The sequence below is a fragment of the Bradyrhizobium elkanii USDA 76 genome, from assembly GCF_023278185.1.
Lineage (GTDB): Bacteria > Pseudomonadota > Alphaproteobacteria > Rhizobiales > Xanthobacteraceae > Bradyrhizobium > Bradyrhizobium elkanii.
In genome coordinates this window covers 315,662-330,231 of record NZ_CP066357.1, presented here as the reverse complement: position 1 = coordinate 330,231, position 14,570 = coordinate 315,662, and the positions used below count along the sequence as shown (strand labels likewise).

Genomic DNA, 14,570 nt, shown 5'->3' with positions numbered 1-14,570 from the left:
GTTGCGCTCGCCTATCGTGCCTTAAGGGTTGGAGATGACCTCTTCGCCCGCCGCTCGACCGAGGGGCTCGTGGTGTTGGTGCCGGGATTGACGCCGACAGCATCGAACGCTTCGTTAAAGATGCAGAGCACGATGTCGCCCTTGCGCAGTCGAAACTCGCGGGCCGTGGCGTGGACCACCACGAGCTCGCCACGGACATCCTTAGGGACGAGACTTTCAGAGCCGTCCGAGTTGATCAGATAGATCGCCGGGATCTCGCGATTGCCAGCGAAGCGAAAGGTGGTTTCCTTGCCGTCGTCGAAGACGGCGTCGGGTTCGAGGTCGATCGAGCCTTGGGCAGAAAAGCGCCAGTTCCGGGCGCCGTAAGCATAATGCAAGTCAACCTCGACGTGCCGTGGCTACCGTCGCAGATCGCACAGCGCGAGGGCCGGATCGAGCGCCAGGGCAACCAGCACGACGTCATCGACATCTTCTCCTATGCTACCGAGGGCTCGCTCGACGCAAGCATGTGGCAGAACAACGAGCGCAAGGCTCGCTTCATCGCCGCGGCGCTCTCCGGCGACACGTCGATCCGTCGGCTCGAGGATCTCGGTGAAGGCCAGGCCAACCAGTTCGCGATGGCCAAGGCGATCGCGAGCGGCGACCAGCGGCTGATGCTAAAGGCTGGGCTCGAAGCCGACATCGCCCGGCTGGAGCGTCTGCGCGCGGCGCATATCGACGACCAGCACGCCGTCCGTCGGCAGATCCGAGACGCGGAATGCGACATCGAGTTCTGCACGCGGCGGATCGCGGAGGTCGGCAAGGATATCGAGCGCCTTGTTCCGACCGTTGGCGACGGCTTCGCCGCGACCGTGGCCGGCAAGCGCTGTGTCGAGCGCAAGGAGGCCGGCCGTGCCCTGATGAAGGAAATCCTGACCCTCGTCCAGCTTCAGCAGGAGGGCGAGACCATCATCGCCACGATCGGCGGGTTCGACCTCGCGTACTCCGGCGAGCGTTACGGCCGTGACGGCTATCGGTACAGCACCTCGCTGATCCGCACCGGGGAACAGCATGAGATCGAGTTGCCCGTCACGGTAACGCCGCTCGGCGCGATCTCTCGCCTTGAGCATGCATTCGACGATTTCGAGGGCGAGCGGGAGCGCTATCGCCGGCGTCTCGCCGACGCACATCGCCGGCTCGCCTCGTACCGGTCGCGCGAGGACGGCGAATTCGTGTTCGCAGCCGATCTCGCCGAGAAGCGCAGGCAGTTGGTGGAGGTCGAGAAAGCCCTTGCGACAGATGTGGAGGGCGCGGGCGAGAGCGCAATTGCAGCGTGATGAGGGAGGAAGGGAAGGCCTGCTCGCAGAGCGGTCAGGCCGGCAGCGCTGACGCACAACCGCCGCCTGCGCGATCCCAGCCCGTCGTCCTTCGCAGGGCTGTTAGCCCTGCTCGTCCGGCCTGGCAGGGATGCTCGGCCGCAGTTGTGCCGGCCCGACCGCTCCGCGGGCCGGGGGGTGTCTTCGGGAAGAAGACGAGGAAGGGCCCGCAAGGCGCGGTCCGCGAACCCGAACAGGAGAAAACCCATGCAACTCATCAAAATTGATCCGCGTGCGCTGAACGAAAATCCCGATCGCATGCGCCAGACGAAGTCGACGCCGCAGGCGGACGCCCTACTGCTCGCGACGATCAAGGCGGTTGGCATCGTCCAGCCGCCGGTCATCACGCCCGAGACCGGCGGCGGCAACGGCTATGTCATCAATGCCGGTCATCGCCGCGTGAAGCAGGCCATCGCCGCCGGCCTTGAGGAGATCGACGTCCTCGTCGACGAGGCGGCGAACGACAACGGCGCCATGCGCTCGATGATCGAGAACATCGCCCGCGAGGCGCTCAATCCCGTCGACCAGTGGCGTGCGATCGAACGCCTCGTCGCGCTCGGTTGGACCGAGGAGGCGATCGGTGTCGCTCTCAGTCTGGCAGTCCGGCAGATCAGGAAGCTCCGCCTGCTGGCAAACGTGCTGCCTGCCATGCTCGACCACATGGCCAAGGGCGACATGCCCGACGAGCGTCAGCTCCGCACCATCGCCTCGGCAGCGCTCGATGAGCAGAAGGAGGTTTGGAAGAAGCACAAGCCCTCCAAGGCCGATCCGCAGGTTTCGTGGGGGAGCGTGGCGCAGGCACTGACCAAGGCCCGCATGTACGCACGTCACGCCAGCTTCGGCGACGACCTGGCCCAGGCCTACGGCATCCAGTGGGTTGAGGACCTGTTCGCGCCGGCGGATGAGGACAGCCGCTACACCACGGATGTCGAGGCGTTCCTTGGCGCACAGCAGGAATGGATGACGAACAACCTGCCGAAGCGCGGCATGATCGCCGAGACGACGAGCTGGGGCGAGGTCAAGCTGCCACCGAAGGCGGAGCGCGTCTACGGCAAGCCGTCGAAGTCGGATTGCACGGCGATGTATCTCGATCGCGACGGCCGGGTGCAGAGCGCGCATTACCGCTTGCCTGCGGTCAAGAAGGCGAAGGACAAGGGCGCGCCGGCCGGCACTGATGCTGCCGATGAAAGTACGGCGGTCTCGAATCCGCGTCCCGACGTGACGCGCAAGGGCGTCGAGATCATCGGTGACTTCCGAACGGACGCCCTCCACGAGGCGCTGGCACGCGCGCCAATCGAGGACGATGCGCTGATGGCGCTGCTGATCCTCGCGTTCGCGGGCCAGAACGTCTCGGTCGATTCCGGTAGCGGCGGCACCTGTTACGGCAACCGGCGCATTGCGCGCCATGCCGCAACGCTGTTCGATCAGGACGGCAAGCTCGTCTTCGACATGGACACGCTGCGCGTCGCGGCGCGCTCGATCCTCGTTGAGGTTCTCTCGTGCCGGGAAAACCGCACCGACAGCGGCATCGTTGCGCGCGTCGCCGGCGAGGTGGTCGTCGCGGACAACTTCCTGCCGAACATGGGCACCGACGACTTCCTGTCGTGCCTGTCGCGCGCCGCGCTCGAAGGCTCGTGCAAGGACGCGTCGGTTCTCCCGCGCCAGAAGGTGAAGGACACCCGCGCCGCCTTGGTCGAGCACTTCAAGGAAAGCCGCTTCGTCCATCCGGCAGCGCTGTTCGCTCCGGACAAGGTCGCCCTATTGGCCTGGATGGCGAAGAACGTCGTCACTGCCGCCGACGAGGCCGACGATCAGGTCGAGGACCCGGACGCCGGCGAGGAGGATGGCGGCGAAGCCTCGGACGTCGAGGCCTTTCGTGAGGCGGCTGAATAGCAAGCCCGCCATCGACAATCCGAATGACACCCCGCCGCCGGCCCAGCCGGCGGCGGCTTCGTTTCCAACACCCACGAACAAGGAGGACGTCCATGTCCGCGCAGTTGATCTACGACCTCGTCCCGCTCGGAGCGATCATACGGTTTTCCGACGGCATGCCGCGGCCACCGGAGCGGCACCGCAAGAAGCTTGCGGCCTGGGAACACCGCAACAGCGGCGGCCGGCTGATCCGCAAGCAGGCAGAACGCCGCGTCGGCAACACCGTCATCGGCGCCACCATCACACTGCACGCCGGCGACTATGGCGGCGGCGGAGTTGTGGTGCTTCGCGTCCACCGGACCTTCTCGGTCGACAGCGACCTGAGGTTCGTCGTGACCGAACGCCCGAGGGTCGGTGCGGTCCGCGTGCTCAGCCGACCCGGCGAGGACGCCGAACTCGTCTATCTCGCCAGCAGCCGCGCCGACGCCGAAACCTGGCTGAAGAGCCACGGCTATCCGGATGCGGTTCTCGACGAGGTGACAGCCGATGCGCCGACAGCCAACGTCATGGAGGGGAGGACGGCCGAATGACGACGCCCTCACCTCTCACCACCGTGAGGGACTCGAATTCGAGATAGAGTTCGGCCGCAGCGGCGACGGCTATCTCGTCGCTCGTGTCGGCGACACGGCCTTCGCCATGCTGCCGGGACGCAACGCCCGCCACTATCTCGCGAGCGGCTGGCGCATCAACCGGCCGATCGCCGAATGGAAGCGCTCTGACTTCTACGGCCATTCCGGCGGGCTCGCCGACGAGGTGGCCTTCCGGACAAAGGTCTTGGAGAACGCCGAGCATCAGCGCGAGAAGCGTGCGCTCGGCCGTCGCGACGCCGGTTCCAATGCGAACACGCCATGGGGGCCGTCGCAGGGTGCAACCGTCTATGCGGAAGGCGTTGTCTGCCATTCGACGGCAGGCCACGGCGGCTTTCATCTCTCGGCCGAGCGCAACCGCAAGGTCTCATTTCGGTCGGCAGCAGACCGTCGTACTTAGTGGGATGGTTTACCGGCGTCAGATCACTTGCTGTCTCCTAGAGAAGTACTTCTAAATTGCCTGAAGAAAATGAGAAACAACCACGCCGAAAGGGGTACAAGAGAAGACACAAATGAGGTGGACAGCGATGGAACCCGATATTGGTGAACCTCTCAGGCGACATGAGGTGATCCCTTTGAACGAGCCTGTGATCAGTCCAGAACCGCCTGATCTTCCCGAAGTTCCGACTAAGGTGCCTGAAAAGGAACCGGCATGAGCTTTGTGGTCGGCGAACTTGTTGGCTATCGGTATTGGGTTGTCTCTTGGCAAGAGAATCTGTTTGGACCACACAGCTGGCGCCATTGGCACCCTGAAGAGCCGATGTCAGGCCGCGGTATGAACGATAGTGGCCATGCCGGGGTGTATGCCTTCAAGACCAGAGACCTGGTCGAGCGCTTCATTACGAGCGTACCGGCCCGGAGAGAGCTTGCAAACACCTGGCGGTCCCCGCCTCTTCTTCCACCACCAACGGGCCAGCAAGGGCCAGTTGCTCTCGCAATTGGCTCAGTCTGGCTGTGGGGTACAATCTGGGAGCACGAGTCAGGTTTCCGTGCTCAGTTCGGGCGCGTGCGGACTATCGATGAGTGGTGCGTGGGCGAAGAGTTTGAACAGCGTCAAACGGAAGGTGTCCTACTCGAACGATTACGAAACAAGTACGGTTGTGCTTCTAGACAAGACATGAGTTTCAACTGAGACTCCGCACGAATTGCACCTCTCGACGGCAGTGTCGATGGCGCTCGTTTTGATCGCATAGAGCTGGCCCCGGTTGTTTGGACAGCGCCCCGCTGGATTTAAGTGGATTCCTGCCGGGTTATGCTGAACGCGGGGCTTTACGATTTTGTCGTTGCGTCGGGAGGGCGTAGCCCGACCAGAGCGACGACAAAATCGTCGGCGACGGTCATGCGGCCATCACCATAGCTTGCGTGCCGAAGTAAGCCTCGTCGGGCGTGCGCCCGTCAAGGCTCGAGTGAGGGCGTCCCTGATTGTAGAAGGCCAGATACTTGGCAATTGACGCTCGCGCCTCGGACACGCTGTCGTAGGCGCGGAGATAAACTTCTTCGTATTTGACCGTGCGCCAGAGCCGCTCAACAAACACGTTGTCGCGCCAGGCGCCCTTGCCGTCCATGCTGATGGCGATCTTCGCGTCCAGCAGCACATCGGTGAACTCGAGGCTGGTGAACTGGCTGCCCTGATCCGTGTTGAAAATCTCGGGCCTGCCGTGCTTCGCCAACGCCTCCTGGACCGCTTCGACGCAGAAGGCCGCCTCCATTGTGATCGAGACGCGATGGGCCAGGACCCGTCGGCTGAACACATCGACGACCGCCGCGAGATAGACGAAGCCACGCCGCATCGGAATGTAGGTGATGTCCATTGCCCACGCATGGTCGGGCCGCTCGATCTTCAATCCGCGCAACAGGTACGGGTAGATCTTGTGACCCGGAGCCGGCTTGCTCGTGTTCGGGCGACGATAGACCGCCTCGATCCCCATGCGCTTCATCAGCGTCGCGATGTGGCGGCGACCGGCGTATACCCCCTCCCGCCGCAGCAACGATCGCAGCATACGCGCTCCCGCGAAGGGATAATCGAGATGCAGCTCATCGAGCCGACGCATCAAGGCAAGGTCCTCGGCCGAAACTGGCCGAGGTTCATAGTAGACCGTGCTGCGAGCCAGCTTCAGGACCTTCGCCTGGCGCACGATAGAAAGATCATGACCGCGGTCGATCATCGCTTTGCGCTCAGCAGGCCCGCCTTGGTGAGCGCGCCGGACAAAAAATCGTTTTCCAACGCCAGCTCGCCGATCTTGGCATGCAACGCCTTCAAATCGACCGGCGTCTCGGCCGATGTCTTGTCATGCCCAAACACGCCGGCGGCGCCTTCCAGGAGCTGGTTTTTCCAGATCGTGATCTGGTTCGGATGAACATCAAACAGTTGCGCCAGCTCCGCCAGTGTCTTGTCTCCTTTGACCGCAGCCAAAGCAACCTTCGCCTTGAATGCCGGAGAATGCGTCCGGCGGCTCTTCTTCGTCATCTTCGCTCCTGATTCGCAGCAAGAATCCTCGCCGCTGTCAGGCAGAAAATCCACTCAAGCTACTGTCCGAATTTGCGGGGCCAGCTCTTTATTCGGGCAGGCATTGTCACCGTAGGCACCGTGAACGCTGGCCTAATCGTCTGGCTAATCCTGACGATTTGAGGCCGCCTCAGTTGGCGGCTCGGCGTGATTTGATTTAGATCAAAAGACGCTGGCCGCCATCACGGACGCTGGGCCTCATGGGAAAGCCTGAGGAACAGAGCGAGCCCGAAAAGCCCAAGCCCTCGCGCTTAGACGAAGCGCGCCGGATCATTGAGGAGTATGCCGCTGAGCTTCGTGAGATCGTTCGGAAGCTCAGGCGCAAGATGAACTAAGGCCGCGTCAGTTGGCGGCCCCTTACCTCCCAAAGATACAACTTCAGATTCGTTGTCGTCGGCCGACCGCCATGAAATATCCGATGCGCCTTGCATTGCCTTTTATGGGAATTGGTTTCTGCGCGCTTCTCTCGGGCTGGTTGTGTTTTACGCTGATCTATTGAGTGAGTGGGCCGCCCGGGCCAAGCGCACGTAAGTCCCGCTCTCGTGCAGCTGGAGCCAGCCGCGCTCGATCGCGTGTTTGAGCCCGGCGCCGAACTCGCTGCCGCTGCCCTTCAGCTTGAACAGGAAGGGCGCGTTGATCCGCTCGATGTAGATGCGGCCGTCCTGCACGGCTTCGACGCTCGCTGCGAGCTCGACGAGCTTGCGCGCGGCCGCTTCCGGATCCGCATAGGGGCGTTGTTCGGTGCTTCAGCGTGTCCCATTGGCCGCCTGGGCGGCGGTGATGTGTGCGCGGTGCGGGTAGCTCTCCGCCGGTTTCCAGCTGTCGAATGTCGTCCCGCAAACGCAGCGCATCAGCGTGCTCCGGATCTCGCTGTCGAGTCGTTCGTGAAGAATGCAGATCGGCCTGAGAGATAGGCAGAAGTTGTCTCGATAAAGTATTCGATTTTGCAGGAAAGCCGGGTGTCGGGCCGCGCATTCTTGCGTTTTGGGATTTTGCTTTCGCGCGATTCGTGATTCCCTGACCGCGGGTCATCGGCATTGGGAACGGCGATGAGCAAACCGCGGGACGATCGCCAGAAGGACCTGTTGCTTCCGGCGCTTGATCAAATCCTCGACATGGGCCACCCGCTGGTGCGGTTGGCGGCGCTGATCGACTGGAAGTTTCTGGATGACCGCTTTGGTTCGGTGTGCCAGGCCGGTCCGGGGCAGCCAGGCCTGCCGACGCGGCTTGTCGCCGGCCTGTTCATCCTGAAGCACATGCACAATCTGTCAGATGAGGCGCTGTGCGCCCGGTGGATTGAGAATCCCTACTACCAATACTTCTGTGGCGAGTTGAGCTTCTGCCACCGTTTGCCGTTCGATCGATCGTCGATGACACGCTGGCGCCAGCGGCTCGGCGAGGAGCAACTCGTCGCGCTCATCCAGGAAAGTCTGTCGGTGGCGCACAAGACTGGCGCCATCGGCCCTAAGGACCTGGAGCGGGTGGTGGTCGATACCACGGTGCAGCCCAAGGCAGTTGCGCACCCGACCGACGCGCGGCTGATGCATCGGGCCATCATCAAGCTCGTCGGGCTCGCCAAGCGCAACCGTGTGCCGCTGCGCCAGAGCTATCTGCGCCTGGCCAAGCGCGCCGCCATCATGGTCGGCCGCTATACCCACGCCCACCAGTTCAAACGCGCCCGGCGCCAGCTCAAGTTCCTGCGGACACGGCTTGGCCGGATCATCCGCGACATCCGCCGCAAGATTGATGGCGATGCGGTGCTGGAAGCTCGCTTCGGCCCGCTGCTCGGTTTAGCGCAGCAGGTGCGCAGCCAGGATCAGCATCAGCGCGGCCCCAAGGTCTATGCATTACATGCGCCGGAGGTCGAGTGCATCGGCAAAGGCAAAGCCCGCGCGCCTTACGAGTTCGGCTGCAAGATCAGTATCGCCACCCCCGTGACGTCTCCGAAGGGCGGACAGTTCGTGCTCCATGCCAAAGCGCTGCACGGCAATCCCTTCGACGGCCACACGCTCGGCCCCGTGATCGCCGACATGGAGAAGCTGACCGGCGTGGAGGCTCGTCGCATCCACGTCGACAAAGGGTACCGCGGTCACAACCACCCGCATCGGTTCAGGGTCTGGATCTCTGGTCAGGTTCGTCGCGTCACGGCTTCCATCCGTCGCGAGATAAAGCGTCGCGCGGCTGTCGAGCCCGTCATCGGCCACATCAAGGCCGAGCACCGCATGGATCGAAACTATCTCAAGGGACGCCTCGGCGACCGCATCAACGCCGTCCTCGCCGCTGCCGGCTACAACTTCGGCCTGCTCCTACGATGGCTCGCAGAGCTTTTGCGCGTCATCATCCGGGCGTTGGCTGAAACCGTCCTGCCACAAAAGATCGCTTAAATCAGCGCTCGTCCGCGTTCTTCACTGCGGACTAGAGAGTTTCTCGCCACGCGCCCGCTTGGCCGCCACCGCGGCCCGCCAGTCGCGATCGCGGTGCCATTCGGCGAATGCATTGTCCGGGATGCTCAGCTGTAGCTCAGACCAAGCGTTCTCGAAAGCCTCGCGCGCGGCTTCGAAGGTGGTGGCTATGCCCCTTCGCCCGGTGCCTGGATCCATGCCGGGATAGAAGCCGAGCGACCATTCCCATTGATCGGCGTGCACAGGTACGCCGGCGCGTACGCCGATGGCCCCGTTGCGGACATCGGTGAAGTAGATCTGCCAGGTTTCCTCATGCGGATTGTCGGCGCGGCGGCGGGTGAGCGCGGTGTTGATCATGGCGACAGGATAGGGGCTAGCCGAGCCTTGAGCCAGTCGCTGGGGCTTGCGCGTGGTCTTGGGTCGAGCCCAATAGGTTGGTCAATAGGCCGCCCAGAAGCCGCCGTACCGATGCGCAGCGGTTCTGGTCGTTTTGAACCCCTCACTACCGCTTTCTTCGCTAGGCATTTTCAATTGGTCCATTTTCGGGGAATGAATCTTTGCGCAATTATTGCGAGTTGGCCCAAGCCATTCGTGCAGCTTCAACCCTGATTGCGGCCTTCTTGTCGTTCGTCATCCGCGAACGCATGTTCATCAAAGGAGATTGGAATAACGGGAAAAACATATTGCTACTAGCCTTCATCACGTAAATTTTTTCATGACCTCAAGCCCTGCAGCGATGCCGGGCTTTTCTTTTGGTCCGGCGCAAGGATAGGTCGTCTGCCATCCGGTATGATTCCGCGAGCGACGAAAGCGGTCAGCCAACGATTTCCGCAATCTCGATTTGCGCCTTCGCTGCGCAAAGGGCGCGACCAGTGCGCTACGGGTCACACCCGGAAGAACTCGGCCTGAGCATATCAAGTCTGCTTCACCCCCAAGGAGCGGACATCTAGCGGACATGCTGGGTCGACCTCTAAGGGCCACAAGCGGGAGGAGAGGGAATAAGGAACGCCAGTCCGGCCGCGGATCTAAGGACGAAGGCGTTGGTCGCTAGTGGCGCACTAACAGCTCGCTTACATTTTCCTCACTGGCAGCTTATTGGTATGGTTTCCGAGGGTGGCCCCGGAGAGGGAATGCAGCTTGCGGTTTCTTTCTGAGGATTACGCATTTGATACCGACAGGCGCGAACTGCAGCGCGCAACAGACGTGGTTGTTTTCGCACCACAAGTGTTCGATCTACTCGAATACCTGATCCGAAACAGAGAGCGCGTCGTCAGCAAGGACGACCTCATCAACGCCGTTTGGAAGGGTCGCATCGTCTCGGATGCTGCGCTGACGACTCGCCTCAATGCCGCCCGGAGCGCAATCGGCGACACGGGCGAGAAACAGCAGTTGATCAAAACATTGCCGCGCAAAGGTTTCCGCTTCGTTCGTGCAGTGCAGGAAGACCGGAGGCCCGCAAGTCAGACGGTGGGCCCAGTCGAGCGAACCGACGACGCGCCGCCGCGCCTGTCCATCGTCGTGCTACCCTTCGCGAACCTGAGCGGTGATCGCGAGCAGGACTATTTCGTGGATGGTGTAACCGAGAATCTGACCACGGACTTGTCGCGCATCGCTGGTTCATTTGTCATCGCACGGCACAGCGCCGTCTCATACAAGGATAGAGCAGTCGATGTACGGCAAGTCGGCCGCGAATTAACCGTTCGCTACGTGCTCGAAGGCTCAGTGCAACGCAGCGGCAAGCGACTTCGGATGAATGTTCAGCTGATCGACGCCAGGAGCGGCCAGCATCTTTGGGCCGAGCGCTTCGAGAAGCCTGTCGTCGACCTGTTCGATATGCAGGACGAAATCGTGTCGAGGCTCGCCGGTACACTAGGTGCCCAGCTCATCGAGGCTGAGGCGCGACGAGCCGAGCGTACGCTGCATCCCGATGCGATGGACTTGTGCTTCCAGGGCCGGGCCTGGTTGATGAAGGGGATTAGCCTTGAATGCGTGACGCAAGCGCGGGGCTTCTTCGAACGCTCGCTGGAGTTCGATTCCGGCAACGTCGAAGCAATGATTGGTCTGGCAAATGTTGATACGGTAGTTGGAGGTAGCTTTACGACGGATGATGGGCCCGCGCGGCTTGCGGCGGCCGAGGCGATGGTGAACAAGGTGTTGTCGATTAGCCCGTCCTATTCGTGAGAGTGCGGCTTTTGGGCCCGATTGATGCGGCCGCACATCTTGTCTGACGAGGCGCACAGGATTGCCTTCGGCTTTTCGCCGCCTGACGACCGGTACTTTGCAACGCGCTTGAGGGATGGGTTGGGCGAACGGGGGCGGACGCCCCGCCGGTCAAGGACCGAGCGGCAGCAGCGCGCCGGGCAAGCCGCAGATCAGGTCGGCTTCGGGACATGCCGCGGCAAACGCAAGGCGAATGCGGCTCGTGGTCTCGACGACACGGGCGGCGATTTTCAAGAGCCGAAGACGCAGCGTCGCGAACTCGGCAGCGGCCAATTCCCGGACTTTGGGAATGGCGTCGCGCACGGTCAGCATCAGCCAATAAGCGGCCGTATGGAGCACGAGACGGACCTGGTTGGCGAGCGCCGAACGGCAGCTGGTGCGGTCGGAGGCGAGCTGCGTCTTATGCAGCTTGATCAGATTCTCGGCTTGGCCGCGCGCGCAATACAGGCTGTCGTAGATCCACTCGGCCGAGCCGACATCGAGGCTGGTGACGACGAAGCGGATGTCGAGGCCGAGCATCGTCGCCTCAATACGGGCGACGGTGCGCCGTTCGCGATCCCAGGACTTTGCCTTGTGGCGCGTCTCGGTATAGCCACGCAGAACCGGCAGGTTCTCGATGGCGCGTCGGGTGCGGATGTCGTCGGCGACCTCGTCGACTTTTCTGGCGAGAGGCTTGGTGCCGGACAGACCGAAGATGTAGTCGATGCCGTTGGTCTCGCACCACGCCATTGCCTCCGGCCGGGCATAGTGCCCGTCGCCACGGAACGTAATTTGCGTGTTGTGCCATCGCGTCCGGATATGCCGTACCAGGCGGCGCAGATGGGCACGCACCTCGACGCCGCCCGGCGTCTTGCCGGGCCGCAGCACGACGGCCACGGGCCGGCTCTTCTCCGTGTCGTAGACGTGGATCGGCAGGAAGCAGCGTTCGTCATAATGAGCGTTGAACAGCGAGAGCTGCTGATGGCCGTGGACGACATCGCAGGTATCATCGATGTCGAGCGTGACGGATGCCGGCTCGCGCGGGTAGCTATCCATCCATGCGTCGACCAAAATGTAGGTCAGTCGGATCACGTCGCGCAGGCGCGGAGCATTCTCCAGCCGCGACAGCGTCGGTTGGGAACACAGATCGCGGCCCGTGTCCGGCAGCCGTCCGCAGGCCAGCTTGAATGCGGGATCGGACCGCAGATGATCGAGGTCGTCGGCGTCCTCGTAGCCGCAGCAGATCGCGAACATGCGCGCGCGGAACATATCGACAAGGCTGTGCACGACCCGCGTCGGATCGCGCCGATCCGGGAACACCCGGGCCAGATTGTTGGCCAAACCGAGACGCCGCTCGGCCATCGCCAGAAGCATCACGCCCCCGTTCGAGGTTAGGCGCCCACCATCGAAGGCAGCTGTGACTTTCTTGGCGTGAACGGCTGGAAACGAGAAGGGCGGAATCGTATCGTCGGTCATGGCGGGCGTGGCGTTCGCGGTTGGAGGTGATGGGGTTGGCTTCGCAACCGAATCCTACGCCGCATCAGCGCTTTACCCCTCAGACGCACTCTTACGAATAAGACGGGTTAAGTTGAAGAAAGATTGAGTGACTCCCGATCATTTCTGTGCCGAAACGTGGAGTCGCGGTCGTGCCGCGTCCAAAGAAACCGGCGCGAGCGGCCTATTAGACGCGGTAGGTGATCAGCCTCCGAAACGAGACTATCAAGCATGAAGAGATCGAGCGCGAGGCAGAGGTTTTATTTGTGTTGAATTCTTGCTTCTCGATAGTGGTCTGAAATCGTATCATCGGTCATGGCGGGCGTGGCGTTCGCGGTTGAGGTGATGGGGTTGGCTTCACAACCGAATCCTACGCCGCATCAGCGCTTTACACCACGCTCGCCAGCCTCTCAGGCGCCCTCTCGCGAATAAGACGGGTTAGGCCGAACAGTGCCTCAGCCCACATGGCTCGGGGTTGGGTCCAGACCTTTACGAACCGGGCCGCCCAAGGCATCCGTGAGTTCGAACATGCGTTGGCGCTGGCTCCGAATTTGGTCAACGCTCATGCTGCCCTTGGTTTCGCCAAATCCTACATAGGTCGCGCTACCGAGACCGAAGGCCATATACTCGAAGCTTTACGGCTCTCTCCTCGCGACGTTTTCGCCTACCAGTGGGCGTGTTTTGCGGGCGTGGCCAAGCTGCTGCTTGGTTCAGACGTCGAAGCCGTCAGTTGGCTGCGAAAAAGCACCGAGGCGAACCGTAACTTTCATCTCGCTCATATATCGCTCGCCGCTGCCTTGGCCTTGACCGGCGCGCTCGATGAGGCGCGAACTGCTGCGAGAACGGGACTTGCGCTCAACTCAGGTTTCACCATTCGTCGCTTGCTCGCAGCTCAACAAAGCGACAATCCAATTTACCTTGCCGGGCTGCAGCGCTTGTGTGAAGGCTGGCGCCTCGCTGGCGTGCCGGAAGGATGATGAGCGCTTCGGGTCAGAAGTCGACTTCAGCGCGTTCCTGACCTACGTCGGCTTTGGGTCACAAGCGGCTGTCTAGCTGGTGTCCGACCTTGGTCAGCTCAAAGCCCAAAGCCGACAATACGGCGATTGAGACAGATGATAGCTAAGGGCCAAGGCCGAATTACACTGTAACCAACGCAGGGATTTCCGACCTGGGCAATGGTGTGCCGCGTCTCCCATTTGTCAGCGCCGTTGACGGTAATTGCCCGGAATTGCTGTTCCGCGAACTATTGGGTGGAGTCCTACCAACCAATCATGATGAATGTGCCTTCGCAGAACTGGTCATGGTGGTTGAAGTTCGGCGCATGTGTGACCGGCTGCATTAGCGGTGTCATGGCGCGCGATGTGGACTCCCGAGGTAAATGGCGCCGTTGAAGTTAGCGCCGCCTGCGCCTCCTTCCTAATGAACCAATGGCCGGCTACAGCGCGACCGGCGACGGTGTCGTCATGCTGGCGGGAGCGCAGCCGCGGCGGACGATCGGATTGATCATCTGAGAAATCGGGAAAGGCAGAATAGAGGAGTATCCTATGAAGTTGGCTCAAACATCAGCACTAATCATTTGTCTGCTCGGCGCGCCGGGAGTTTCGTTGGCCGCGGACGCCAAAGAGGACGTGGAGAAGGCTTACGCCGCTTGGGATGCCGCATTCAACAAGCAGGACGAGAAAGCCATCGGCGCCACCTATGTCGCAACGGCAAAATTGATGCCGCCAACACATCAGGTGGCGTCGGGTCCGGCCGAGATCGAGGAGTTCTTTGCCGGACTCTTTGCCAACGGTGTGACGGGTCATAAGTTGGAGATGATCGACGCCGGCGGAGACGACAAAATTGTGTTCGGCACAGCCAAGTGGAGCGCTACGGGTAAGGACAAGGAGGGCAAGCCGTCTCCCTTCAGTGGTTTAGCGACGCACGTCTTCGAACGCCAAGCCGACGGATCGCTCAAATTGAGGCTGCAAACATTCAACTAAAGCGGTCGAGGCTTAATCCGTCCGGTGAGGCGGCGGCCTTACCGGACACCCAAAACGGCTACTTGCCGCCGGTGCAAGAGATGTCCGGGTTGGGTCGGTAGCAGAAGCTGGCG

Annotated in this window: 9 protein-coding genes and 4 pseudogenes; 8 read left to right on the top strand and 5 right to left on the bottom strand. The window is 61.9% G+C overall.

The genetic code is table 11. The annotated features are described in order from the left end of the window. Positions 1-11: 11 nt before the first annotated feature. Positions 12-377, bottom strand: a pseudogene (locus JEY66_RS44655) (TrbG/VirB9 family P-type conjugative transfer protein); the annotation flags it as partial. A gap of 3 nt (positions 378-380) precedes the next feature. On the opposite strand from JEY66_RS44655, the pseudogene JEY66_RS44650 reads away from it, so the two are divergent. The 4 genes and pseudogenes from JEY66_RS44650 to JEY66_RS44635 form a co-directional block, all read left to right on the top strand. Continuing rightward, positions 381-1,316, top strand: a pseudogene (locus tag JEY66_RS44650) (lactate dehydrogenase); the annotation flags it as partial. Between the two features lie 246 nt (positions 1,317-1,562). Then, positions 1,563-3,248, top strand: coding sequence for a ParB/RepB/Spo0J family partition protein (locus JEY66_RS44645; RefSeq protein WP_018273647.1), 1,686 nt, complete (start codon positions 1,563-1,565; stop codon positions 3,246-3,248). 92 nt (positions 3,249-3,340) lie between these two features. Further along, positions 3,341-3,817: a hypothetical protein gene (locus JEY66_RS44640; protein ID WP_018273646.1), complete on the top strand. Its 477-nt coding sequence runs from the start codon at positions 3,341-3,343 to the stop codon at positions 3,815-3,817. Positions 3,818-3,860: 43 nt separating this feature from the next. Next, positions 3,861-4,241: pseudogene (locus JEY66_RS44635) on the top strand (DUF7007 domain-containing protein); the annotation flags it as partial. Between the two features lie 970 nt (positions 4,242-5,211). Here JEY66_RS44635 and JEY66_RS44630 read toward each other — a convergent pair. Together JEY66_RS44630 and JEY66_RS44625 are read right to left on the bottom strand one after the other, a co-directional pair. Further along, a protein-coding gene (locus JEY66_RS44630; protein ID WP_086023025.1) for an IS3-like element ISRj2 family transposase occupies positions 5,212-6,341 on the bottom strand; the annotation gives its coding sequence in 2 pieces (ribosomal slippage) (positions 5,212-6,089 and positions 6,089-6,341; 1,131 coding nt in all). Between the two features lie 521 nt (positions 6,342-6,862). After that, entirely contained in the window at positions 6,863-7,048 is a 186-nt protein-coding gene (locus JEY66_RS44625) for a hypothetical protein (protein ID WP_018273642.1), read from the bottom strand. Between the two features lie 381 nt (positions 7,049-7,429). Between JEY66_RS44625 and JEY66_RS44620 the strand changes: the two genes are divergently transcribed. Continuing rightward, a complete protein-coding gene (locus JEY66_RS44620; RefSeq protein WP_018273626.1) occupies positions 7,430-8,764 on the top strand; it encodes an IS5 family transposase in 1,335 nt (444 codons plus the stop codon). A 21-nt stretch (positions 8,765-8,785) separates the two neighbouring features. Here JEY66_RS44620 and JEY66_RS44615 read toward each other — a convergent pair whose 3' ends face one another. Continuing rightward, on the bottom strand, positions 8,786-9,139 hold the full coding sequence (locus JEY66_RS44615) for a hypothetical protein (RefSeq protein WP_018273641.1): 354 nt from the start codon (positions 9,137-9,139) through the stop codon (positions 8,786-8,788). Positions 9,140-9,919: 780 nt separating this feature from the next. Here JEY66_RS44615 and JEY66_RS44610 point away from each other — a divergent pair. After that, positions 9,920-10,957: pseudogene (locus JEY66_RS44610) on the top strand (winged helix-turn-helix domain-containing protein); the annotation flags it as partial. Positions 10,958-11,113: 156 nt separating this feature from the next. Here the strand turns inward: JEY66_RS44610 and JEY66_RS44605 are convergent. Continuing rightward, complete coding sequence (locus JEY66_RS44605) at positions 11,114-12,457, bottom strand: IS1380-like element ISBdi2 family transposase (protein ID WP_018272321.1); 1,344 nt, start codon at positions 12,455-12,457, stop codon at positions 11,114-11,116. 551 nt (positions 12,458-13,008) lie between these two features. On the opposite strand from JEY66_RS44605, the gene JEY66_RS44600 reads away from it, so the two are divergent. Further along, positions 13,009-13,452: a hypothetical protein gene (locus tag JEY66_RS44600; RefSeq protein ID WP_224518123.1), complete on the top strand. Its 444-nt coding sequence runs from the start codon at positions 13,009-13,011 to the stop codon at positions 13,450-13,452. Between the two features lie 567 nt (positions 13,453-14,019). Further along, positions 14,020-14,457 carry a YybH family protein gene (locus tag JEY66_RS44595; protein ID WP_018273628.1) on the top strand — a complete coding sequence of 146 codons (438 nt, stop codon included), beginning with the start codon at positions 14,020-14,022 and terminating at the stop codon, positions 14,455-14,457. The last annotated feature ends 113 nt before the right edge of the window (positions 14,458-14,570 follow it).

Bases quoted from the DNA above. Each gene is read 5' to 3' on its own strand.
- JEY66_RS44645 (WP_018273647.1), top strand. From the start codon at position 1,563: ATGCAACTCATCAAAATTGATCCGCGTGCGCTGAACGAAAATCCCGAT.
- JEY66_RS44640 (WP_018273646.1), top strand. From the start codon at position 3,341: ATGTCCGCGCAGTTGATCTACGACCTCGTCCCGCTCGGAGCGATCATA.
- JEY66_RS44620 (WP_018273626.1), top strand. From the start codon at position 7,430: ATGAGCAAACCGCGGGACGATCGCCAGAAGGACCTGTTGCTTCCGGCG.
- JEY66_RS44615 (WP_018273641.1), bottom strand. From the start codon at position 9,139: ATGATCAACACCGCGCTCACCCGCCGCCGCGCCGACAATCCGCATGAG.
- JEY66_RS44605 (WP_018272321.1), bottom strand. From the start codon at position 12,457: ATGACCGACGATACGATTCCGCCCTTCTCGTTTCCAGCCGTTCACGCC.
- JEY66_RS44595 (WP_018273628.1), top strand. From the start codon at position 14,020: ATGAAGTTGGCTCAAACATCAGCACTAATCATTTGTCTGCTCGGCGCG.